The 23,942-nt window shown below is 43.8% G+C and carries 19 protein-coding genes; 11 read left to right on the top strand and 8 right to left on the bottom strand.

The features are described 5' to 3' along the window. The first annotated feature begins 43 nt into the window (after nt 1–43). Nucleotides 44–886 carry an HDOD domain-containing protein gene (locus sps_RS20610; protein WP_077755792.1) on the top strand — a complete coding sequence of 281 codons (843 nt, stop codon included), beginning with the start codon at nt 44–46 and terminating at the stop codon, nt 884–886. 97 nt (nt 887–983) lie between these two features. After that, on the top strand, nt 984–2,477 hold the full coding sequence (locus sps_RS20605) for a putative bifunctional diguanylate cyclase/phosphodiesterase (RefSeq protein ID WP_077754219.1): 1,494 nt from the start codon (nt 984–986) through the stop codon (nt 2,475–2,477). A 48-nt stretch (nt 2,478–2,525) separates the two neighbouring features. Here sps_RS20605 and sps_RS20600 read toward each other — a convergent pair whose 3' ends face one another. Together sps_RS20600 and sps_RS20595 are read right to left on the bottom strand one after the other, a co-directional pair. After that, nucleotides 2,526–2,996, bottom strand: coding sequence for a thioesterase family protein (locus sps_RS20600; RefSeq protein ID WP_179948383.1), 471 nt, complete (start codon nt 2,994–2,996; stop codon nt 2,526–2,528). A 77-nt stretch (nt 2,997–3,073) separates the two neighbouring features. Continuing rightward, a complete protein-coding gene (locus sps_RS20595; protein WP_077755790.1) occupies nt 3,074–3,853 on the bottom strand; it encodes a substrate-binding periplasmic protein in 780 nt (259 codons plus the stop codon). A 255-nt stretch (nt 3,854–4,108) separates the two neighbouring features. Between sps_RS20595 and sps_RS20590 the strand changes: the two genes are divergently transcribed. After that, nucleotides 4,109–7,165 (top strand): EAL domain-containing protein, encoded by a 3,057-nt coding sequence (locus tag sps_RS20590; protein ID WP_077754218.1) that lies wholly within the window; start codon nt 4,109–4,111, stop codon nt 7,163–7,165. 59 nt (nt 7,166–7,224) lie between these two features. Then, the gene (locus sps_RS20585; RefSeq protein WP_077754217.1) at nt 7,225–8,517 is read left to right on the top strand and encodes a DEAD/DEAH box helicase; all 1,293 of its coding nucleotides are present in this window, start codon (nt 7,225–7,227) and stop codon (nt 8,515–8,517) included. 59 nt (nt 8,518–8,576) lie between these two features. Here sps_RS20585 and sps_RS20580 read toward each other — a convergent pair whose 3' ends face one another. Then, nucleotides 8,577–8,771 (bottom strand): hypothetical protein, encoded by a 195-nt coding sequence (locus sps_RS20580; RefSeq protein WP_077754216.1) that lies wholly within the window; start codon nt 8,769–8,771, stop codon nt 8,577–8,579. 598 nt (nt 8,772–9,369) lie between these two features. Beyond that, the gene (locus sps_RS20575) at nt 9,370–10,497 is read right to left on the bottom strand and encodes an ISAs1 family transposase (protein ID WP_077751231.1); all 1,128 of its coding nucleotides are present in this window, start codon (nt 10,495–10,497) and stop codon (nt 9,370–9,372) included. A 283-nt stretch (nt 10,498–10,780) separates the two neighbouring features. On the opposite strand from sps_RS20575, the gene sps_RS20570 reads away from it, so the two are divergent. Beyond that, on the top strand, nt 10,781–11,263 hold the full coding sequence (locus sps_RS20570; protein ID WP_237157895.1) for a hypothetical protein: 483 nt from the start codon (nt 10,781–10,783) through the stop codon (nt 11,261–11,263). Nucleotides 11,264–11,392: 129 nt separating this feature from the next. On the opposite strand, the gene sps_RS20565 is transcribed toward sps_RS20570, so the two are convergent. Further along, nucleotides 11,393–12,133 carry a phosphatase PAP2 family protein gene (locus sps_RS20565; RefSeq protein WP_169915863.1) on the bottom strand — a complete coding sequence of 247 codons (741 nt, stop codon included), beginning with the start codon at nt 12,131–12,133 and terminating at the stop codon, nt 11,393–11,395. Between the two features lie 314 nt (nt 12,134–12,447). On the opposite strand from sps_RS20565, the gene sps_RS20560 reads away from it, so the two are divergent. Together sps_RS20560 and sps_RS20555 are read left to right on the top strand one after the other, a co-directional pair. Next, nucleotides 12,448–13,659: an NnrS family protein gene (locus sps_RS20560; protein ID WP_077754214.1), complete on the top strand. Its 1,212-nt coding sequence runs from the start codon at nt 12,448–12,450 to the stop codon at nt 13,657–13,659. Between the two features lie 184 nt (nt 13,660–13,843). Beyond that, nucleotides 13,844–15,178 carry an ammonia-forming cytochrome c nitrite reductase subunit c552 gene (locus sps_RS20555; RefSeq protein WP_149027435.1) on the top strand — a complete coding sequence of 445 codons (1,335 nt, stop codon included), beginning with the start codon at nt 13,844–13,846 and terminating at the stop codon, nt 15,176–15,178. Between the two features lie 61 nt (nt 15,179–15,239). Here sps_RS20555 and sps_RS20550 read toward each other — a convergent pair whose 3' ends face one another. The 3 genes from sps_RS20550 to thrS form a co-directional block, all read right to left on the bottom strand. Further along, a complete protein-coding gene (locus tag sps_RS20550; protein WP_169915861.1) occupies nt 15,240–15,548 on the bottom strand; it encodes a protease inhibitor I42 family protein in 309 nt (102 codons plus the stop codon). Between the two features lie 965 nt (nt 15,549–16,513). After that, nucleotides 16,514–17,776, bottom strand: a complete 1,263-nt coding sequence (locus sps_RS20545) for a glycerophosphodiester phosphodiesterase family protein (protein ID WP_077754211.1) — start codon at nt 17,774–17,776, stop codon at nt 16,514–16,516. A gap of 324 nt (nt 17,777–18,100) precedes the next feature. Further along, complete coding sequence (gene thrS, locus sps_RS20540) at nt 18,101–19,279, bottom strand: threonine--tRNA ligase (protein ID WP_077754210.1); 1,179 nt, start codon at nt 19,277–19,279, stop codon at nt 18,101–18,103. A 563-nt stretch (nt 19,280–19,842) separates the two neighbouring features. Here thrS and ompV point away from each other — a divergent pair. From ompV to sps_RS20520, 4 genes are all read left to right on the top strand, one after another. After that, nucleotides 19,843–20,616: an outer membrane protein OmpV gene (ompV, locus tag sps_RS20535; protein ID WP_077754209.1), complete on the top strand. Its 774-nt coding sequence runs from the start codon at nt 19,843–19,845 to the stop codon at nt 20,614–20,616. 12 nt (nt 20,617–20,628) lie between these two features. After that, on the top strand, nt 20,629–21,084 hold the full coding sequence (locus tag sps_RS20530; protein ID WP_077754208.1) for a CC0125/CC1285 family lipoprotein: 456 nt from the start codon (nt 20,629–20,631) through the stop codon (nt 21,082–21,084). 314 nt (nt 21,085–21,398) lie between these two features. Then, nucleotides 21,399–22,454, top strand: a complete 1,056-nt coding sequence (locus sps_RS20525) for a hypothetical protein (protein WP_077754207.1) — start codon at nt 21,399–21,401, stop codon at nt 22,452–22,454. 104 nt (nt 22,455–22,558) lie between these two features. Then, on the top strand, nt 22,559–23,701 hold the full coding sequence (locus sps_RS20520) for an IS4 family transposase (RefSeq protein ID WP_077751384.1): 1,143 nt from the start codon (nt 22,559–22,561) through the stop codon (nt 23,699–23,701). Nucleotides 23,702–23,942: the final 241 nt, after the last annotated feature.

The following is a 23,942-nucleotide window of genomic DNA, read 5'->3' as shown; positions in this document are numbered from 1 at the left end:
CATCGACTTGAGTCTAGTTGCTAAAAAGATTATGGGAGCAAAAATGTCTACTGAACATGAACTATTGGTCAGGCTTTTAAAGAAGTTGAAGGCTGACGCCTTAGTTTTGCCAACATTGCCGGAAGTTGCAATGAAAGTTCAGGAGGTAGTAGCTAGGCCCGATTCGAGTCCTAAACAGGTCGCCGAGATTATAGGCCAAGATGTTGCTATCTCTGCAAGGATGATTAAAGTGGCTAACAGTGCCTTGTATAGCCGCGGGGTTAAAGCCGAAAACGTCAATAGTGCAGTTACCCGTATCGGCTTGACTCAGATAAAAGCCATTGCTACCTCAGTAGCTATGGAGCAGTTGTTTATCTCGACAAACGAGATGGTATGGGAGGTGATGGATGAAGTATGGTGTGCCTCTATCGAGGTCACTTCTGCGGCTTGCGCCATGTTACAGATCTATAATCAGTCTCATAAAGGCAGTGGGCTGAGTTTCGATACTCTGACTCTGGCGGGACTGGTGCATAATATCGGCGCTCTGCCTGTGTTAACGGAAGCCGAGGCTCAGCCTGAACTCTTTACTAGTATCGAGCAGTTAAGGGCGTTAGTGCGAAAGATGCAGGGGCCTATAGGCCGCGCCGTGTTGAAGAGCTGGGACTTTGCTCCTGAAGTGATGGAAGTTGTCGAGCGGTGGTCAGATCTTTCTTATCTGCCTGACAATGTCTCTTATATGGATTTTGTTCGTGCCGCAGCTTTCTACACCGGAGAGCTCAGATCTGGAGCCGAATTAGAAGAGAGGTTAGATGTATTTGTGCAGCGTGGTTTACCTGTGACTCCAGATGAATTAGCCAGCGATGATTTCCTCGATAAGTATCATTCGATTAAGCTGAGCTATGAGTAACTGTTAGTATTAGTTACGAGTCATGTATTCAGTCAGAACATTTGGCCAACGAGTTCAATCATTAAGTAAATCTTCTCTGAGGAGTTAAATTACTCGCGTGGAAAGTGGCTGGCCCTATTGGGTGTTATTGTTAATGTGTATCGCTGGTATCATCATTTGGTACCGGTATAAAAAGCATGAAACTGTTTTTCTTCAACAGCTGATAAACTTCCTCGACCAACGCAGCAACAAGCCTTTGAATGACAGCCAAGGGCCTGTCATTTCATCTGATAACATTCCTAAAAAATATGCCCGGTTATATCATGAGCTGCAAAAATTCATCTTTGAGCTGCCCGGCCCAAGCGATAAAGATAAGCTGACCGGTCTGCCTAATCGTCTGGGGGTGAAATCTTATTTAACGGGATTGAGCACCATGGAGAAAGGTAGTTTAGTTTTAATCGATATCTATCGATTTAGGTTTGTTAACGACTTGTTAGGTTTCTCCGTTGGAGATGAATTGCTCCGGCAAGTGTCGAAACGGCTTTTAGGGCCTGCTCTTCAGGCTGCATATGTGGCGAGAATGAATGAAGATGAGTTTCTGCTTTACTTTGAGGCGCAACAGAGTGAAACCATCTTGTTGGCATTGCGAGAACAGCTTCAAGCCCTCTATGAGATAGAGGGAAGTACTATTTCGGTACAAATTCAGATGGGGGTTGTCGATCTCCATCAGCATCATACCCATGTTAGCGCCCTGTTGAGGCGTCTCGATCTAGCCCTAATCAAAGCCAAATCAGGTAAACCTTTTTTCGCCTGTTATGCCCAGGGAGATGATTTGAGTCATCAGCGTGAACTGAGCATTATTCATGACCTTCCTAAAGCACTCCAACAAGGTCAGCTTTATCTGGTTTATCAGCCCAAGTTAGATGTGGCCACAGGAACATATGCCCAAGTAGAAGCCTTAATGAGATGGAAGCACAGTGAATTAGGCTATATTTCCCCCGCAGAATTTATTCCCTTGGCGGAGTATGGTGGCATGATTGAGTTACTCAGTCAGTGGGCTCTGGAGCAAGTGATCTGTCAACAGGCAAAGTGGCAAGCCATGGGTATTCATCTTCAGGTCGCGGTGAATCTTTCGACCCAAGATATAATCAGCACGACCCTGTGTGATGATATTCAGACTAAGCTGGGCGGCTATAGTGTGTCTGCAGGTTCCCTTTCTATCGAGATCACCGAGAGTCAGCTTATGGATGATATGGAGTTGGCTATCACCACCATAGAGAAACTAAAAGAGATAGGTGTAGGTGTCGCCATAGATGATTTTGGTACCGGTCATTCTTCATTGGCTTACCTTAAAAATTTTCCCGTCGATGAAGTTAAAATTGATAAGGCTTTTCTCGATGACCTTTTGACAGATAAACGTGCCGCACACATAATGCGAATGAGTATAGACCTTGCGAGAGGTCTGGGCTTTAGTACCACAGTGGAAGGGGTTGAAACCCAAGTGGTTAGTTTGGCTTTGATTGAGATGGGGATCGACAAAATTCAGGGCGATCTCTTTGCTAAACCCATGACAGCTAAAGAGATCGAAGCACAGCAGATACGGCCAGGCTAATACTTGTCGGTATTATTAGATAGTTATCTATTCGGAGTCATTCAGTGCTCACAGAGCCGACACACTCTTGTTGTTTTCGGTAAATGACTGACTTAAATGTGCCAATAAATCTGCCGACATGGGGGTCAGTTGCCTTGCCTTATTCATGCACACCATTTCGATATTGGCGGTGACGGCGGGTTTTTTCGCATTGGGTCGCCAAATTTCCTGATGCCAGACTGTCCTGTATTTACTCTCGAAATAGAAACGAGTCCTGATGTCTATGATGTCGGCGAATTCAACGCCGTCATGACATAACATATCACTGCGATAGACAGCAAAACCTAAGCCTTGCTCATCCCAAAGTGTGGCTAAAATATTAGCCCCGATGACATGTTCTCTGGCACGTTCAAAGTATTTTAGAAAATTAGGGTGGTAAACTACGCCGGAAAAATCTGTATCTTCATAATAGATCTGAACCGGAAAATGGAATGTAGAGCTGAAATTCATCTCTTTACCGCTTTGAACTGTCTTATGCATAATAATTGTATTGCGCCAATACCTCTGAGAATTGGCGCTAGTCTAGCACAGAGACAAAAATAAGAGGTTTTACCTCATTAATTAGTCGATTCGATCGATGCCATTATTTTTTGGTAACTGCCATCTTTTTTGAGTGAACTAAGGCCTGTATCCAGTAGTTTTGCCAGGTTTTCAGCCTGTGGATTGTCCTTAGAAAAAGCCAGGTAGACTTGGCCTGTGTGATTGGTGAAGGTCTGCTTGATATCAGCTGTGACACCCATGCGTTGAATATATTGATCGGCGACTAGATCATACATAATTGCAAGATCAATTCTGTCCAGAAGCAACAAGTTGATCAACTGGTTATGATTGGAAAGCTCAAATATTTGAACATTTGGCAGCAAATTAAGCTCATCACCATATTCATAGCCTTCGATAATCCCCACCTTGGTATTTGGCGGTAGCTTCCATTTATCCACGGCTTGGATTGGCATTTTAGCATTCTGATAGAAAGAGGCCGTTGCAGAGAATAGCGCCTGCTCGCCGAAGACAAAATGATCTTCGGTGCTTTTTTCCTTCACTAGATTGAAGACTCCTTCGACGAGTCCCTTCTTCGCCATGACGACAGCCCGAGAATAGGGCACCACTATACTCTCGACTTCAACGCCCACCCGAGAGAAAGCCGAATTGATAATGGTATGGGAGATGCCAGTACCGGAGGCATTGGCAAATGGCGCCCAGTTATCTTCAGCGGCAAGCTTGATGACTTGTGTGGGTTGTTGGCTAGTATCATCCCCATGGGCATAGCCACATAGGCCAAGCAAGGTTGAGCTAGTCAATATAAAAGCCTTCAAAAAGGCGATGTGTGGTCCTGGCATTAGTCCGTTTACCCTGAATATCCATGTAAATTGCAGTGCCATCTTAATCCATTTTTGATTAAAGATGACTTTTATTTATACGTTTTTTTGTTTATGTTTTTTTACTCTATATTAGAAACCTGTGACGAAAATTACATACTCCAAGTTTATGTTTGTCATCTATTTTGAGCTTAATTTGACCGTCTCATTAATGGTATGCTTCTGCTACACTCAAAGCTCTAAACTTCCAATTATGCTGAGAGAAAACTGCGACTCATGGATTCAGAAGTAATTTTTTCCCTAGTTCAGAATGCCGCGTTACTGTTAGCTATGGTGTTTGTCTATGATGCCGTGCCTAGAAAGCAGCAGAGTGAATATTTTATCATATGGCGAATATCCCTTGGCGCCATCATAGGTGGGATCACCATCACGACTATGATGACGCCGTGGGAGTATCAAAGCGGTATTTTCTTTGATACTCGTTCTGTGATCTTAGGTATTTCTGGTCTCTTCTTTGGTGGGCTTCCTACTTTTATTGCCGTTTGTATTGCTGCTACCTATCGCATCATGGAGGGAGGCACTGCCGTTTGGGCCGGGGTTGGAGTGATTATTTCTTCGGGTCTGTTTGGCAGTCTATGGCGTTATAAGCGTAAGTCGGTGATCGCTGATCTTAATTATAAAGAGCTCTATCTGTTTGGTTTTATTCTTCATCTACTTAGCTTAAGTTGGATGTTTGTGCTGCCCTTTGATATGGCTATCAATATTCTGATGCAGTTGAGCTTTTCTGTATTACTGATTTTTCCCGTGGCCACCACTTTACTGGGTTTACTCCTGTCCAGAAGACTGGAGATTGAGCGTGATGCCAAGATACAGCTACAAGATGACTTCATGTTTCGTTCGCAATTTAATATAGGCAATATTGGTATAGGCATCTCTACCGTGGATCAGCATTGGGTAAAGGTGAACCCTAGGGTATGTCAGATGCTGAAATATACCGAGGCCGAGTTATTAACTAAAACCTGGGTTGAGATGACTTATTTTGAAGATCTTCAAACAGATATGCTTCAGTTTGAACGCATGCTCAGAGGTGAGATCGACGAGTACGAGATGGACAAACGTTTTGTTGCTAAGGATGGAAACATCGTTTATACCCATCTGACTGTCGCTTGCCAAAGAGTAAACGATAAGGTGCAGTTGGTTATTTCAGGCTTGCTGGATATCACCTCCCAGAAGCAAGCCGAATCGGCTATGCGTTCGAGTCAAGAGCAGCTCGCCCTTGTACTCACTAGTAGTGAACTTGGCATATGGGATTGGGATATAAAAACCAATAGAGTCGATCGGAATGAGCGATGTTCTGAGCTACTAGGTTGCAGTGTCGATGAGCTTAAACGCAATGAGAGGCTGTGGATAAACGGCATACATCCCCAGGATAGAGTGGCGGTGCTGCGTTCTATCGATGCCCATCTAAAAGGGGAAAGTGTCCAGCATAGTATGGAGTACCGACTCGTGTCGCTCTCGGGGGAAACTCGTTGGATTTTAGACAGTGGTAAGGTCGTCAGTAGAGATGGCAAAGGTGTTCCCCTGCGTATGTGTGGCACACACACAGACATTACCGATAGAAAAAGGGTTGAGGAATCATTAAAACTAGCGGCTTCTGTTTACAATAACTCCAGCGAAGCCATGAGTGTGCAAGACAGTGAGGGAAAGATTATTACCATCAACTCGGCATTTTCTGAAATAACAGGTTATCGGGAAGATGAGGTTATTGACCAACATATTGAAATCTTGCGATGCGAAAGAACCAATAAATCTCAGTTTGAGCAGATGATTTTTCAAATTATGGACACTGGGAAGTGGCAAGGTGAACTCTGGCTAAAGCATAAGAATGCAACGGAATATATCGTCTGGTTAACCATCAATACCATCTATGATAGCCGAGGCGAAGTCTATCGACGTGTCGCGCTCTTCTCCGATATTACTGAAAAAAAGCAGGCTGAACAGATCATCTGGAAACAGGCTAACTATGACCCTCTGACGGGACTGCCTAATCGTCGCATGTTGCTGGAATATTTGGGTACCGAGTTATTAAAATCTGACCGTAACAAGCAACACTTTGCCTTGATGTTTTTAGATTTAGATTACTTTAAAGAGGTTAACGATACCTTAGGCCATGATGTGGGTGATCAGCTATTAGTTGAAACTGCTAAGAGGCTGAAAAGCTGTATCCGTGAATCCGATGTCGTCGCCAGATTGGGAGGAGATGAGTTTACTTTAGTGCTTTCGGCCATCGAAGATAATAAAGGTGTCGATAGGGTTGCTGATAATATTCTATCCCGTCTATCTGAACCCTTTAATCTGGGGAATGACACAGCCTATATTAGTGGGAGTATCGGTATTACCCTCTATCCCGATGATGCGTCAACCATAGATAGTCTGCTTAAACATGCCGATCAGGCTATGTACGCGGCTAAAGATATGGGGAGAAATCGTTTCCACTATTTTACTGCTTCGATGCAGGCTGACGCTCGTTATCGGATGATATTGATCCGTGATTTACGTGAGGCTGTGAATAAGAAAGAGTTTGAGATCTTTTATCAGCCTATTATCGACCTCACTACCAGGGAGGTACATAAAGCGGAAGCGCTTATTCGTTGGCATCATCCTGAAAGAGGCATGGTATCTCCTAGCGAGTTTATCCCTGTCGCCGAAGACACTGGGCTTATCATAGAGATCGGTAACTGGGTGTTTGCACAAGCGGCAAAACAGAGTGCACTATGGCGTGAAAAGTACGGCGTCGAGATCCAGATCAGTATCAACAAGTCCCCGATACAGTTTAGAGACGAGGGAGACAGTTTTGAAGATTGGATTATGCAGCTAAAGGAGTTAAACCTTGCTAGTAACAGTATCTGCGTCGAGATCACCGAAGGCCTATTACTTGACGCGAGCATGGGGGTATCGGAGAAGTTATTAGCCTATCGCGATGCTGGAATACAAGTTTCATTGGATGATTTTGGCACTGGGTATTCTTCACTGGCCTACTTGAAAAAATTTGATATAGATTATCTCAAAATTGATCAGTCTTTCACCCGTAATCTAGAATCGGATACCGATGATGTGACCCTATGTGAGGCTATTATTGTCATGGCGCATAAGCTAGGAATGATGGTCATAGCCGAAGGGGTCGAAACTGAGTATCAGAGAGATATCTTATCTAAGGCCGGATGTGACTATGGTCAAGGTTACCTTTTTTCCAGACCTATTCCTGCAGCCGATTTTGAAGATAAATATATCCGGGCAATCGCAGAGATGGGACATGAGAAGGTATCGTCGTAGCCAGTGAAGTCGGTTTTTGATAGACTCCGCGCTCATTTATTACCCCATGTGAGCTTTCCATGAAATTTGACGCCCTCGACTTGAACCCCTTATTGATAGATGCCATCGATAAATGTGGTTATCAGCAACTCACACAGGTTCAGTCTGAGGTTATACCGGTTGCCTTATCTGGCGCCGATCTTATGGCGTGTGCCGAAACCGGAACAGGTAAGACGGCTTCATTTGCCTTGCCTCTGTTAGAACGTCTACTCAAAGAAGAAAATGAGTCTCCTCGTCTACGTGGGCTGATCCTGACACCTACCCGAGAGTTGGCTATTCAAGTGGCCGAGAATATCACTCGCTATGGTCAGTTTACCAGTCTAAAGACATTAGCCGTTTATGGTGGGGCTAATATGAATCCTCAGCGTAAGGCATTGAATGCAGGGGTCGATATTCTAGTGGCAACACCGGGTCGATTGTTCGATTTTGTTGGGCAGCACGGACTCGATTTATCTGATGTTACCAGCCTTATCATAGATGAAGCTGATAGAATGTTGGACATGGGTTTTGTCCGCGATATCGAGAGAGTCAAGTCTCTGGTAGCACCAGAGCATTTAACTCATTTTTTCTCGGCGACTTATAGTGACGAAGTCAAGCTGTTAGCCGAGAAGATGCTGACCGCTCCCCAATGGATTAATGTCGCTCAGACACGCTCTGCCGCTAGCGTTGAGCAGGAGATCTACCTGGTCGATAAGCGTCGTAAAGCCGAGCTACTCTCTGAATTAATAGGCCGTAACAACTGGCAGCAGGTATTAGTCTTTGCGACAACCAAGGAGAGCGCCGAGCATCTTAAGAATGAGTTGACCCTAGACGGTATCAAGTGCGGCGTGTTTCATGGTGACAGAACTCAAGGGGCGAGAAATCGTACTCTAGAGGAATTTAAGTCGGGTAAGCTGCGGGTCATGGTGGCTACTGATGTGGCGGCGCGAGGCATAGATATCCAAGCCTTGCCTCTGGTGATCAATCTCGAACTACCTTATGGAGCCGAGGATTATATTCACCGGGTAGGTCGTACTGGTCGCGCAGGCTTAACCGGGCGGGCTATCTCCTTTGTCTGTCCATCCGATGAGGAGATGCTCGATGAGATTGAGAGTTTGATTGAGCTTAAGTTGCCACGCATCGTTCTGCCTGGGTACGAACTTGGCGCGCCTTTGCCGGCTCGATATCGTGAGAACCAAGATCTGACTACGACCAAGAAGAAATTTGAACGACGTAAAGGAAAGCCTGCCAATAAACATAAGGGCAAACCTAAGAGCAACGCCGATGGCGCTAAGTCGAGCTATGCTAGCCGTCGAACGGATAAGAAGCGTTAACGGTAATACCAATTGGTATAAGCATCAGATAAACACTAAAAAACAGCTCTGGCTGTTTTTTAGTGAGTAAAAAGTTCTTCGACGCCCGTGACACCGAAGTACTGTACCGAACGTTTAACCACTATCTTCTTAGCGATCAGCTGGCCGTCCTTGAAGATTTTTACCACCTTCTTGCCGCCTTTATCATCGGCGCTGTATTCGTGATCATCGTTTAGTCTTAAGTCATCGAACTGGCTCTTCATTATCAAATGCATAGTCACTCCTGTGGGAATTGATTAATTCTCTATCGAGTTTATGTTAAGTCATGTTACTCAATGAGTTTATATCAGACGAAAATGGGTCACCTTTCGATACTAGTCCTATTTTCCGTCGAGCGCACTTAGCGAGTTGTATTCATTTATATTGGTTATTTGAATCTGAGACTAAATATTCAGGTTTAAATAATGCGTCACTTGTTTCCCTTTGGTTTTTTATTTGTTTGTTTATTGTTTTTCGTTTTGGTCTTTTGTGTAAAAGTTGCTTGTTTAGTTAAGATATTTCGCTTTTGGTGGTTTTTTCGTTTTGACTTTTTTATGGTTTAGATTATTGTGTTCGCCGCTAGGAGAGCACTGGGTCTGATGTAACTAAATTAGGCACTGGATAATATCAAGGATTGATAAAACCTATCTTTTTAATCATATATTATCTCTATACATCTATTTTTTCTCCTAGCACTACAATATAAGGGAATAAATTGATGAAACACACGACTACGGCGCTAGCCATCCTACTTAGCCTTTCTAGTATGAGTGCCGTTGCTGCACAAGATAAAGATTTTCAACACGAAGCAGGACAGGGCGACCGCATGAGTGTTTATTTTTTAGTCGAGCTACATAATCCAGCGAGTAAAACTTTCTCTAGATGTTGAGGATTCATTAAGCAGCGCTTTTGTTTACCAACGATGCTGAGTTTGGTCGGTTCTTTTCTAAGCATGTTGAGAGCCATATGCCTCAAGTAAGCTAGATTTTCAGCGCCGTTATTTTTGTATATCTGGCATGTATCTTCGTTCATGTTGACATCCAAGACCCAGTGCATTGACTCGATACCCCAATGTTCACGAGTAGCACTTAAGGCTTGCTCTGCTGATAACTCTTTCGAACTAATATAGTAACGATATTCAAGGCTTATCGCCTTACCTTTAACCGCCCTAAAACTTTCAACCATAACAATGCATTTGAGTGCTTCCCAGCGTGAGAAATCACCTTCGAGTTCAGCCGAATTTAAAACATAGCACGTTCGATTTTCAATACGACCATGGCCTGTTTCTATATTGAAATCATCATTACTTAAGCCTGCTGAACGATGCTGACTAAAAGCTTGATTTACCGCTTTAGCTAAGTGGCCTTGATTGCTTTTTACAGCCAGTAGGTAATCACCACCTTTGTCGATGATCGCTTTAGCAATAGCCGTTTGACAGCCCATAGCATCGATTGTCACTAGCGCTCCGCGTAGATCTAGCATTTTTAAAAGCTCTGGGATTGCCGTAATTTCATTACTTTTTTGGTCTGATTTTAATTGACCAAGTACCAGCTTATTTGCTGAAGCATAAGCACTTATCATATGAATAGTGCTGTTTCGGTCATCACGATTATATGAGCCGCGTAGCGTTTTTCCATCAATCGCAATGACTTCCCCATTAGTTAGCTGGTGAACCGATTGCATCCATGCTAGAAAACACTCGTTAAAACTATCAGGATTAATCACAGAAATTGTTCTAGCAATTGTATCGTCAGTAGGGATCCCGCCTGTAAACATTTTTTGCGTTTTGAACCAATGGTGGTGACCAAGAATGTATTCTCGGATATCGAACCAACCATTCGAACCTGCAATAACAGCGCAAAGAGAACCGAACAATATATCGAACAATGGATAGGTGATTTTTGCACTTTGGCGGTGGTCGTCAATCGCGCCAAAATGCTCTTTGAATGATTCAATATACATAATGAGACTCCTTAAAAAGGAGTATAAGATCACAAGCACTTGATCAGGTCAATATTTTGCTGAAACGGCTCAAATAACGTTCACGATCTGACCCTGCGAAGCAGGCCTTAATTACGGTACTAATTCTGAAGAAGTCAGTGATGGCATCTGGAATGCCTATTACCGTTATTATTTCGAAGGTGTTGATCAGAGCAAGAGCCCATATGCGTTAAATGGCTTCCTGGCTCAAGAGTCTAATGTTGGCGCTAATTACAGTAATGTTGATGTTCTGGATACGGATACTATGGGAGTCGATGGCACGTTTGTCTTCGATTCAAACTGGTTTGTATCGGCTAATTACCAAAGATTTGAAATTGGTAACTTCGACTTCGATACCTATGGTGCTGAAGTCGGTTATTACTTCAATGATTCTTCTGCCGTTTCTGCTTTCTACCAAGATGGTGATAGCAATGTCGAAGAGAGCTACGGATTAAAATTACGTAGCTATATCGCGCTTCAATCTACAGCGGGTGTCGATCTTCAGGCTAATTGGACACACAGCGATTCAGACGACATGTTCAATCTTGGTGCCGATTGGTACGTGAATAACTCTTGGTCTGTAGGTGCTGGTTATACCAATACTGATGATGACGATGCGTTCGACATTCGTACCGCTTATTGGTTACGCCTCTCAGATAGCTTCTCGGCTAACTTCGCTATTTCTAAGGTATTAGATTCAGATGCCGATGGTGTTGGCCTAGGTTTAGGTGTGGTTGGCCGTTTCTAATCTTGATTTCTAGTCTATAACTCGTCTTTGTTAATGCATGGACTGTTGAAGATAAAGTTATCAATATTGAGATAATCGTAAAAGGCGCAGCCACATGGTTGCGCCTTTTTGATCTTATATTGATTGGTTTTAAGCAAGTTGCTGCTCTCTTACTGGCTGACTCTCAACCTTATTGCGAACAAATAATAGGTAATAATAGGCTGTAGCAACAAACCAGGATATGGCTAGGCTCCAGATCCCATGGGAGAAGAAATGTGCTCCTCTAAATTGCTGAGTCAGGCTAAAAAGTCCGCCTAATCCGAGTCCAATAGCTAAACCTAGCTTACGATATTGAGGTTTTTCCTGGAGGAAGAAATAGTACAGGGCTACCCAGGCATAACCGCCGCTGGAATGACCTCCGGGGAAACATTGACCCAATTTTTCTCCTTCGGGCAAGGCGTTGAAGATGGGCACGTATGGGACGCTTCCGCCAAACTGAATGACATCCCAAGGGCAGCTGACATGGGTGAAGTCTTTGATAAATTTAACCAGTAAAATACTGGTTAGCGCGCTGATAAACAGGCAGATCAGGCTACGTCTATATTTACTCCAGGTTGAGCGTCTAAAACTGGTACCTATCATGCAAAGCAATAGCACACCTAACAGAATCACAAAGTTTCGTCCGCCTTCATGGAGCAGATTTTCAGTCAGCCAATGATCTCTTAATGGCCAATAATCGACTCCTCCCTGAATATTGAAGATGAACTGAGCTATTGATAGATCGAATTGAAAGTATTCGAACAAGCTAGCGACTAACAAAAACGTTATTAAGGGATAAGTAAGGTGCTTGCTGATAGAGAAATGTTTGGGGTTAGTCGTCGCTGGGATCATTGCTATGCTCGCTCTTATACATCAATCTAAGTTTGATAAGGCTCGTTATGTTCTGAGAGCTTGGTTATCTAGATGGGAGTCTATTGGCTTTTTAGTGAAAAAAATGTCGACATAGATTAGATTGCATGAAGTCAGTGGGGCGCGTACTAAGATTAGAACCTGAGATTTAAACCATTAAGAGGACATGTCACAGATTTAACAATCAAGGGGGTTATTCAGGCCTATATCGATTGTCATGTGCATAGCACGGGCATAAAATGGGTCAAAATATAAAGATGTAAAAATAATGATTGTTATAATGCGGGGTGACCCAGATGCTCAATATTGATGATCCTACCGTGACAGAAAAGACGCCGGCTATTTGGCGATTGGCTTTCAGGCCTTTCTTCTTAGGAGGCGCTATTTTAGCTGCCTTGTATATCCCACTCTGGTTAGTCACCTGGTTTATGCCGCAATACAGCTTGTTCCAGACTGAGTTCTGGAGCCAGGTAGTGCCACTGTGGTGGCACCCCCATGAGATGCTGTTTGGTTTCGCCATGGCGATAGTCGCCGGTTTCTTGCTAACTGCGGTGAAGAACTGGACCAATCAACCCGGCTTGACGGGAATTGGCTTAGGGGTGACTTTCTTTTGCTGGCTTACCGCCCGTGTTTTGCTATTACTTCCTTTCGATATTCCTCTATTAGTCCCCGCTCTATTTGATTCACTCTTCTTAGGCTTAACCGCATTCAAACTCTGGACAAGCATCTATAAAGTTAAACAGTGGCACAATATAGGCTTTCCTATCATGTTGTTTCTGGCCTTATGCATTAACTTACTGAGTTACTACGCTCTGAATGAGAGAGACTTTATTCTTTCAAATCATATCTGGCAGGCGATGATCTGGTGGATGGCACTGCTCATCACTATCGTAGGTGGGCGGGTCATACCTTTCTTTACCGCGATTAGAATTAAGCAGGAGAAGCCCACGTCTATTCCTTTGTTAGAGAATCTCCTAATCTCTGTGATGTTACTGCTAGTGATCCAAGCCATAGGCCAGTTTTTTCCTAAGACTGTAGAGCTGTGGTTATTAGTGGTGGCTGGCGTACTTCATCTAATAAGGTGGGCTCGCTGGAATCCACACAAGACACTGAAAGAGCCCATGCTTTGGTCGCTACATATAGGTTATCTATTACTGCCAGTGACCTTGATAGCGCCTGCCTGGAACATAGATAATTTGTTGGCCTATCGTAATCTGCTGCATCTGTTTGCTATCGGTACCTTGGCGGGTATCTGTCTGTCGATGATCTCCCGGGTTTCTCTGGGTCACACCGGACGTAATACTTATGCAGGTCCAAAGATGTCGCTAGCCTTTGCCAGTATCGCGCTTGCGGCAATATTTAGAGCATTGATGCCAACTTTAATGCCAGCTTATTATCAGACTTGGCTGTGGATCTCCGGTGGTCTTTGGTTTATCGCCTTTGGCCTGTTTGTCTGGCATTACACACCTGTGTTATCTCGCCCTCGCGTCGACGGAAGGCCTGGGTGATATAGCCTTTACATACTTCTTTTTAGATAAAAAGTAGCGCCGGTTATCATTTTTAACCTGTGCTCGAATCTTCTTTTCTTCCTTTCATCTAGACTATTTTCAGTAGATAAAATTAAGGTAATTCAATCTTATGATAAGACGGCTTTCTCGGACTGCATTAAACGTGACTCTCTTGGTGAGTGTGATGTTCTCAGGTCAATCTTTGGCTGATACTGAAATCGATTTGCTGCAGTCAGCGGATAAGGCTCAGTTTCCTGCTCAGTACAACAGCTGGGCAGCCACAGAGGAGCAAGCCGAGCGCGAAGATTTGCTCGCCAACTATCCGGCCAATATCATTTTGTGGGCAGGCTCTTCATTTGCCAAGGAATATCACAGCCCAAGAGGCCATCAATTTGCGGTAGCCGATGTAACCCATACTTTAAGAACTGGTGTGACACCTGAATCAGGCACTAAAGGCCTGTCGGCCAGCTGCTGGACCTGTAAAACCCCCGATGCGCCCAGGTTAATGAATGAGCTTGGGGTGCAGGGCTTTTCGGGGAAAAACTTTACCGATCTCGGTCATGAGATAAAGAGTGTAGTCTACTGCACCGACTGTCACGTTAAAGGGTCTGAAGAGTTAGCCCTGCCAAGGCCTCATGCACAAGATGCCATGACCAAGATTCATCTGCCGTTCGATAAACAAGACACTAGCATGCAAGGCGCTCAGGTCTGTGGTCAATGCCATGTGAGCTATTACTTTCAGCCAGAGAGCAGTAACAAGGTCAACATCCCCTGGATATTTGGTAATGACGCCGATTCGATTGAAAAATATTACGACACTCGTCGTTTCTATGAGTGGATCCATCCTATCTCTAAGACCCCCATCCTCAAGGCTCGCCACCCGGAATTTGAACATTGGAGTCGCAGTAAACATGCTAAGCGTGGTGTCACCTGTATTACCTGTCATATGCCGGCAGCGACCGATAAAAATGGCACGGAATATACTAACCACAAGGTGGGGAGTGCACTAGCGCAATTCGATAAAGCCTGTAGCAGCTGTCATGGCAGTCAAAGTAAGATTGAGAAGGTGTTAGACAGAGACAAGAAAGCCATAGATAAGGCCGCACGACATGTAGAGAGCTTACTGGTAAAGGCGCACTATGAAGCCAAAGCCGCCTGGGTAGCTGGCGCAAGTTGGCCAACTATGAACGATGCTATCATGGCCATTCGTCATGCTCAGTGGCGCTGGGATTTTGCCATGGCTTCTCATGGTCTCTATGCTCATAACCCACAAGAGGGCAAGGTACTGCTGGCTAAGGCCACTGAGCAGGCAACCTTTTCCCGTGAAAAGCTGAAAGAGATATTGCGTGTGCTGAAGGTGAAGGATGTTTACTATCCCGACATCAGCACCAAGGAGAAGGCACATCAAGCCATTGGGATCTCAGTTGAAGCTCTGACGAAAGAGAAGCAGGCGTTTCTTAAAGAGGAAGTTGAAAAAAACTGGTCGCCAATAACCCAGAGAGGTTACCAATACCCATAGGTATAACAATTTGATAAAGAATGCCGTTCAACAGAGGTGAACGGCATTCTCAATGACATGGCTAGCCTTCGACACTCACGAAGCGATTTTCCATGGGGTCGGCATCTAAGATAGTCAGTTCTGGATGGGTAAATTTAATTTTATTAAACTTGAGTGCACCTTCACCCGCCTTAGTGGCAATGAAAGTGAATCGGCGAGAGCCGGGTACTCCCACCATGCCTAAGGGGTTGGAACCATGAATGTAGTCATCGCTTATTAGCGCGATGCAGCTAGGTAATTCAGTGAGACACACATTAAAACCCGTAGAAGGGTTATCCTCGAGTGTGATAACTATTGGTTCGCCGACCTTGACTGTAATTGGAGCTAACATATAAATATCCTTATTCATGAGTTTAAAAGTTAAATGTATTTTGTTTACTGGATTTAAACAGCTTGAGAAGTTAAGTATCTAGAATAAAATCTGTCAAGTTGTTAAGTTTGTGGTTACTTAAAAGTCACATTCCAGATTTATTTATATATAATTGGTAAGTCTCTGTTTTATTTGTTTTTAGTTTTACGGTCTAGATTGAGTAATAATTTTGGTATTAGAAGAGAGCTAGTATATTTAGTTGGTTGTGCTTGTCATGAATTAGGCTTGTTCATTACTCGTTCATTTTACTTTTTGTTGTTGATTTTATCTTTGATATTTAAGTGCTTATGTTCGATATGCTACTATTTTTCTATATGGGCATACACATGATATCAACTTGTTACTCTTTATTTGCAGGCTAAACATGGGTTGTCGATAGAGTAAGTGAAACCAAAGTGCTAAGTCTAATTACTTATTTTATAACTTCCGCGTTTAAATAAGTTTTTAAATGAATCTTTAATAAAGTGACTGGTTATTTATAATGATATATATGGGGATTATTATGGATTGTTTATTAACGGTTAAATATTAATGCCTGTGTAGATTAATCCTTGCCGGATGCCGTTACCGAGAGTCATAGCATTTTAATAATGTGCGCCCATCGACAAAACGAGTAAATATCAATAGTTAATCATCAATTCCCCGTCGATACCACAGTTTCTCCGCCTCAGTTTGATTACCCTAAATTATCCTTATTTCTCTTAACACCATTTGGCTTTCATCAAGATCAATATGAGGCAGATGGTATTGGTTCAAAGGTATTCAAAGATGACACATTTTCTCTCGAGCACTCGTCTGTATCTGGCCACAGATAGCTTGGATTGGGTGATAAATCTTAGCATTAAACCTGTGGGAGCTTAGAGCCTAGCAGTGGCTGGGGATAAGAGAGCGGGGCACAGAAGTAACCAGTGCCCCGTTTTGTTGGTTTATTTACTTGTGCAGTTGGCGTAGTAAGTGACGGTCGACGGCCAATCGGAGAAGACCCCCATCACACCAATATCTTTAGCCAATACGTCCAGTAACTCGAACACATCGCCTTCATTGTCTATGGCATCCGAGATGCTTTGGTAGTACCAGCCACCGCCGTCGGCCAGCAAGCCGGAGCGTTCCAGTGACCAAGCGATAATCTTCAGTCCGGCGTCGTTGGCGGCATTGGCATACTCAGAAGGAATGAGTTTGCCTTCGTTATCTAGCGTGACCAATACCCATAGGGGCGGAGCGATTATTTCCACGCCTTGAGCCTTCAAGTCAGGCATGGAGGGGGCCCAACTGGTCTCGCTTTGGGGATCGAAACCTGCATCATCGTATCTGTCATCGAGAAACACGGCTTGGCTAGCAAATTCTGGTGCGCTGGCTATCCAATATTGTATGTCTTCGAGATGAAAAGATTGAGGGTAGACACGAGCGGGATCTATCCCAGCGGCTGTGTATTCGTCGAGCATCTTCTGGGCGTAGTCTTGCTGGCTAAAACCATCGAAGGGCATCTGCACCATGGCCTCTTTCAGCTCCGGGGTCATCTTAATGCCGGCTTTGTCGAACATCTCGATACTCTCGAGGTGAGTCATCAGGGTACCGTTGCCGGAATAGAGATCCGTTCGCCAGTTAGCTGTGCCTGCCATATATTCCTCGACGCTGGTGGCATTGGGATTCGCACCATCCATCTTGCCTCTTAGCGTCTTAAATTCGGCCAAGGTGATATCACTGGTGCAGCACTGTGCACTCGCTGTTACGCCATTGATAGGATCGGCGGGGGTAAAAGAGCTAGTGCACTGACTGGCAAGCTCTGGGATGGCCAATATATTGGTGGTCGTCGCCAGATCGCACTGGGAGTGACGGCACACTAAGGCCTTATCGGAGGTGAAGGTGACATCGCATTCTACTATGCCCGCGCCCGAGTCGATGGCCGCCTGGTAGGATTCTCTGGTGTGCTCGGGGAACTGCATCGGCGCGCCGCGGTGACCTATGGAGAAGTCACTGCGGTAGAAATTGTCACTGGTGCATTGTTCCAGTTGTGTCTTGAGCTCACTGTCTTGCATCTGACGCACAAGAAACAGAGGTCTGGGCCCGACCTGTGCTGCAACCTTTGCTTGAGGGTCGTCATTATCCTTGTCGTTATTACAGGCCGTCAGTAACAAGCTTGTTGCGAGCGTCAGTAGCAGCGCATAGGGCCTGAAGTCATATTTTTTCATACGTACATCCGTTATTTTTAGAGGCAATCCATGGGGAAGGAGCTGATATGTCGCTCCCTTCTATTTTCAGTCAACTTAGGAGGAGAATATCAAATTATGACTAAGGATTTATGACGTTATACCGATTGTTTTGAATTCGTTGGGTTTAGAATGTTGGGCTTAGAGTGCTGATTTGAGAGGAAGCATTATGGGGGAGAGCTTTGTAAGAAGGCAGCGGGTGGATATGACGCCGCTGCCGTTAATTTTTTGCTAAGGGTTAAACTCTCAGTATACCCAGCTCCTTGAACTGGACTCAGATAACTGAGTCGCTGACTTGTGGTGGTATTAGGCGGCCTCCAAACTATCGATGAAGTCTTGCAGACTCATCTTGGCATTAGATTTCTTCTGCCTGACTGTGACCTTACCTTGTTCTATCTCTTCATCGCCTATGATGAGACAGTAGAGGCCTTTTTGCTTGAAATGTTGCCTTAATTTATAGCCTACCGAGTCTTGGCTCTTATCAATGCAGACTTGGTAACCTAAGCTTTTAAGCCTGTCATAGACAATATCTGCTTGAGCAATATGGCTATCGGAGATAGGTAATACCGAAATGGCATTAGGATTTAACCACAGAGGCAGCTTGCCCTGATAATGTTCCAGCAAGATGGCGATAAATCGCTCCAATGATCCCAACACCGCTCGGTGGAGTATGACCGGGTATTCAGCTTGTCCTTCTTCGTTGATAAATGTAGCATCCATCCTTTCGGCCAATACAAAGTCTAACTGGAAAGTGCCGCACTGCCATTTTCGTCCCAGAGAGTCCTTCAGGGCGAATTCGACCTTAGGGGCGTAGAAGGCACCTTCATTGGGCTGGAGTTGGAAGGGGATATTGAGCTGCTCGAGGCCATCTTGCAGGTATTGTTCGGCGCGATCCCAGGCATCTTCGCTGCCAGCCTTATTGCTAGCGCGTAGTGAGATGCTGACTTCTATGCTATCGGCATCGAAACCGAATTTGTCATAGACTCGATAGAGCATCTCGACAAAGGACATCAGTTCAGATTGGATCTGCTGTTCACGGCAAAATACATGACCGTCATCTTGATTAAAACTTCTCAGTCTTAACAGGCCATTTAGCGCCCCAGATGCCTCATTGCGATGACACAGACCAAATTCCGAAAGCCTGAGAGGTAGCTGGCGATAAGACTGACACAGTTGATTGAACATCTCTATGTGAAAGGGGCAATTCATCGGCTTAAGTGCCTGTTCTTGCCCGTCACTTTGCAGCAGAAACATGTCGTCTCTGAACTTATCAAGGTGGCCAGATTTATCCCATAATTGGCTGTTGGCCAAGATGGGGCTGCGGATCTCACGGTAATGATATTGTTCTTGAATATCTCTGAGGTAGGCCTCTACTTTACGGTAGATTGCATAACCTTTGGGGTACCAAAACACCATGCCGGACGCATAGTCCGAGAGGCTAAATAGCTCAAGTTCACTGCCTATTTTTCTGTGTTCGTTTTTCATCTTGTTTATCTCCGTTACTTAAGTGGAGACCAACATGAAATCAAAATAAGCGCGGTAAAACTAAAATGGCTAACATGAAATCATGTTAGCCATTTTTTGCGTAATAAATCGGTAATTACAATGCCAACACAACAACTCTAGGTTGATGTGGTGGTGGTTATCTCAACTGCAATTAATCGTTTCATTACCTTTCCTCGAGGGAATTGATTCGTCCCTATTGTTATAGCAAAACTCGTATAAGAAAGACAAGGGGTAAATTATCACTTTTGCTTTAGGCTCCATGGGATTGACATTCAATATACTGTTAACATATTGAAATAATTTGAGTTGTAGGGTTGTGAAAATCGAGTGGGTTTTGAGTTTCACGTGGGGAGCATCAAGGTGAAACAGGATAACTAAGTGGCTAGAAGTACAGTTATTTATAGAGAGCTGGCAGATATAACATTATGAGTGGTGGCTACTGACCTCAAACGATCTCAGGTTACATTTGGATACAGAGTGCTGTCTGCAAGTGGAATATAGTGCCCCCACAGTCATTCGACAGATGTAAACAGGATCAAAAAATGAAAAAGTTATGCTTAATTATCTCAGTCACTTTGATGTCTAGCCACGCCATGGCTGAAAGCAATACCTACATACGCAACGGTAACATTTACAGCCATCAGGGGCAGTTTTTCGCTGGTGCTGGCGTTGCTACTGGTAGCGAGTTCTATAAAGATCAGGACCACAAGACTGGTGCCTACCTGAACGGAGGTTACCACGGTGAAGACTTCAACATCGATCTGACCGGTATTAACTATCGTTTTTTCGGCGACAACGACAGTTTAGTCAATTTCAGCGCCTTTTTGGTTGCCAATCCTGGTTTCGACTCCGACGATGCCGATATTTTAATAGGAATGAAGGATCGCAAGATTAGCGGTGATCTGGGTTTAAACGCCGATATCCATCTGGGAAAAGGCACCTTATCGACTAAATTTCAGCACGATGTCACCGGTGTTTATAAAGGCTATCAGGCTGATATGACCTATTACCACCCAATGGATCTGGGCTTCGCCAATATCGTACCTTACGCTGGTGTGCATTACTTCAGCAAAGACTACGTAAACTATTACACAGGCGTGTCTCGCTCGGAAGTTACCCCGCAGCGTACGGCTTATCAGAGCAGCGGTAGCTTAGCCTACAATGTGGGTTATGCCATGGTCATCCCGGTCACGAAACACTTAGACATCACCCAATCTACTGGATACTCGCATCTGGCATCCAATATGGCAGATTCCCCTTTGGTGGACAGCAGTAACCAGTGGGTAACAACGCTAGGCGTGAGCTACAGCTTCTAATAGGGTCAAAATATGAAATCATTTAAACACTTATGGCTGTGTGCTGGACTGGCGCTATTGCTGTCAGCTTGTGCGACTCCCTATGATACCGAAAAGGACTTTTGGTCTTTCGGCAAAGGATTTGAAACCGTACAGATTGCACCTGACGGTTGGCAGATAAGCTTTGTGGGTAACACCAACACAGATCGGGCATTAGCGCGCAAGTACATCATGCGTAAATCGGCGGAGCTGTGCCAACAGGCAGGCTACTCTTACTTTACTTTCACTCGTGAGCAAACCGATCGCGACTCAGTGGGCCAGTTCGGCGTGGCGGACAGCAGCAGTAGTCTGCTGTGGGGCAGCTCGACAACGAACAAAGAGACCTCGGTAGTGGTCGAAGTGACCGGGCTGAATAGCAAACCTGACAATGCCACTTCACGTGTATACGACACTAATTACATCCTTAGTCATGTGAGTGTCGAAGGGTAACTTACTGCATCAATCCGCGCCTGCCACTGTTGACAGGCGCTCTCTACTCTATCCTTGCTCGTGCTACCGAGATATTTACTGAGCGTAATATCCATATTGACTACTCAGCTTGAACCTTTGAGTTATCAGTATGCACCGCTACTCGATTCCAGATTCAGAGGGAAAGCGTAGAGTTTCAGGCTCATAGTAAAAGGATGAAACCTACGTGAATAGAAAGGAAAGGTGCATCAATGTTTAGGATGGAAATCTTGAGAATAAGTAGAGTCGACACTCACGTCTGCTATTTGATGGGTACTTGTTATAAGGCAATAGAAATGATCAAAAAAATAGCGACTTTTAGCTTAAGTATTATATTGTTATCGGCTTGCGGAGACTCAGGGTCAGCACCTTTAAAAGAGCCTAAAATCGATTATGACTTCACAACAGATAAAGATAACATAATTTCAGAACGTCAGAATATTTTAAGTTCATTTAAATTATCGGTAGGTGACGATTCTTTTTCTTTATTATATGGAAAAACAATTCGTTTTAAGGATGAAACAGGAAAAGTTAATGTTTTTGATTTACTTAAAATAAAGAACGATGCAGGAGATAAAATAGATATGTTTATCCCCTCCTTAGAGAATACGAAGAAAGCTCAGTCTTGTGTATTGTTTTTCCAAACGGAAAGTAAGTTATTTAGCTGCTCGGCCGATAAGCGAAGTGAAAATGAAGATTTAATATTGATTCAATCAACTCTAAATGGGAATGATGTGAGATTAGAGTTTTCAGAATATGTAAATGTGATGGGCTCTACTTCTTTTGAGGTTCTAGAGTCGACTGATAGTAGCGTTACTTTAAAAACTGTTAATGTTTTCCCTAAGTTTGACGAGAGTTCTGATCTCGGATTTTCAAGCTATCTTAAATTAGAACACTTGGTTAATAGTTTAGATCCAGCTTTAAAAATGACACTCGTCTTTGACAGTATCATTGATGGTTCCAGTGATGATGATATTAACATGTATACAGGCCTGCTGATTAGGGAACGACGAATGAACACTATAGTTAGTGTTAATGGTTCTGTATTTTCAGGAGGGACCGATTTATTCTCTGCAGGCGTTGAGAGAGTCGTTAACAGTAAAAATAGTGATATTGAAATTAGTTTGCATAAACAGGTTGGAGTTCATAGTTGGGCCGGTGACGGAAAAGTTGCGTTAGAGATTCCATTTTCCAATGAAAGTCATCATAAACAAGGGTCTTACTTCAATAAAATGTTAGGTAAGAAAGGTATTCCATTTTATTTATTTACACTAAACGCTGCTCCGGCTGAGGGGGAGCATTGGATGACCTGTGAGGAATTTAGACAATTTGGTTTCGCGGAAGTAAATTAAAAAATTTGTGCTATATAGCTTAAGCATCCCCTCATAATAACCAGAGGCAGCAAGGCTTCCAGAGTATAATAAGCCAAATCACTCTATGTTCTAAAATTTATAACATGATAAATAAAGCCCTTATTCATAATCACATCGATGAACTCTTTGGCCATGACATGCATGCTAAAAGGGTCACCTCACTTGCTAATGCCGCTCACGGAGTGATTGAAAAGGGGTCACTCGCTATTCATGCCATTGGCGCTGGCTTAGCCCAAGCCAATAAACTTAAGCGTAAGTCTGCTATTAAACAAGTAGACCGATTACTCAGTAATACAAAGTTAAACGTCTGGCAATTACTGGACTCCTGGGGGCCTTATATTATCGGTGCACGCAAAGAGATAGTGGTCTCTCTCGATTGGACTGAATTTGATTCAGACGACCATTCAACCATCGTACTGAGTATGCAAACAACCCATGGACGTAACACGCCACTGCTATGGAAAACCCATCGTAAACATGCTTTAAAAGGTAATAGAAACAACCATGAAGATGAGTTGTTGGTTAAGTTAAGGTCGATCGTTGCAGAGGATGTTAAAGTGACAATTGTTGCTGATAGAGGCTTTAGTGATACGGCACTATTTAACTTCATTGAACATGAGCTGGGTTTTGACTTCATCATTAGAATTAAGGCTAATATCAAAGTCACCGATGCGGTAGGAGAGCTGTTTCCAGTAAAGGACTGGCTATTACCCAGCGGCATAACAAGAACCCTTAAGGACGTTCAAATAACGGGTAATAAGCAAGCAGTCGCTCGGGTCATTTGCACCAAGAAAAAAGGCATGAAAGAAGCTTGGTATTTAGCATCAAGTCGACGTGACCTAGTGAGTAGCAAGATGTTGACTTTATATGGGAAACGTTGGGGGATAGAGACGACTTTTCGTGACATTAAAGACTATCGTTTTGGCATGGGGATGAGTGCCACCTACACGCGTTCCCCGGTACGTAGAGACCGGTTGTTTTTGCTAAGCGCCTTGGCGATAGGCTTGCTGACGCTACTAGGAAAAGCGGGCGAGGATGCTGACTTGGAAAAGACAATAAAGGCAAATACCAGTAAAACTCGCTCATACTCTCTGTTTCGCCAAGGTTGTATTTACTATGAACTGTTACCCACGATGCGAGAAGAGTGGGCAGAACCTCTAATGGATAATTTTTATCGTTACCTTAAAAACCAGCCTATTTACCGTTCAATTTTCGGGATTATTTAAAATTGAAAAATGAGGGGATCTCTAAGGCTATATAGGTTAAAAATAATAGGTTAAAAATAGATCGCGGGAGTAGGCTGTCTCATATTTAAGGTTAGGTATCCGTTTGCGACATAATCCAAACGGCTTAACCTTTAACGGTATAGGGTTTAAAAGTTGACTGGTAAATAGCTCTTTTTGATTAATTACAGAGAGGTTAAACGAGGGATATTTACCTCTCTTGATAAATTTCAAGATACCAATG

The organism is Shewanella psychrophila (assembly GCF_002005305.1).
Lineage (GTDB): Bacteria > Pseudomonadota > Gammaproteobacteria > Enterobacterales > Shewanellaceae > Shewanella > Shewanella psychrophila.
The sequence above is the reverse complement of the archived record's forward strand: the minus strand, read 5'-3'. Positions and strand labels throughout refer to the sequence as shown.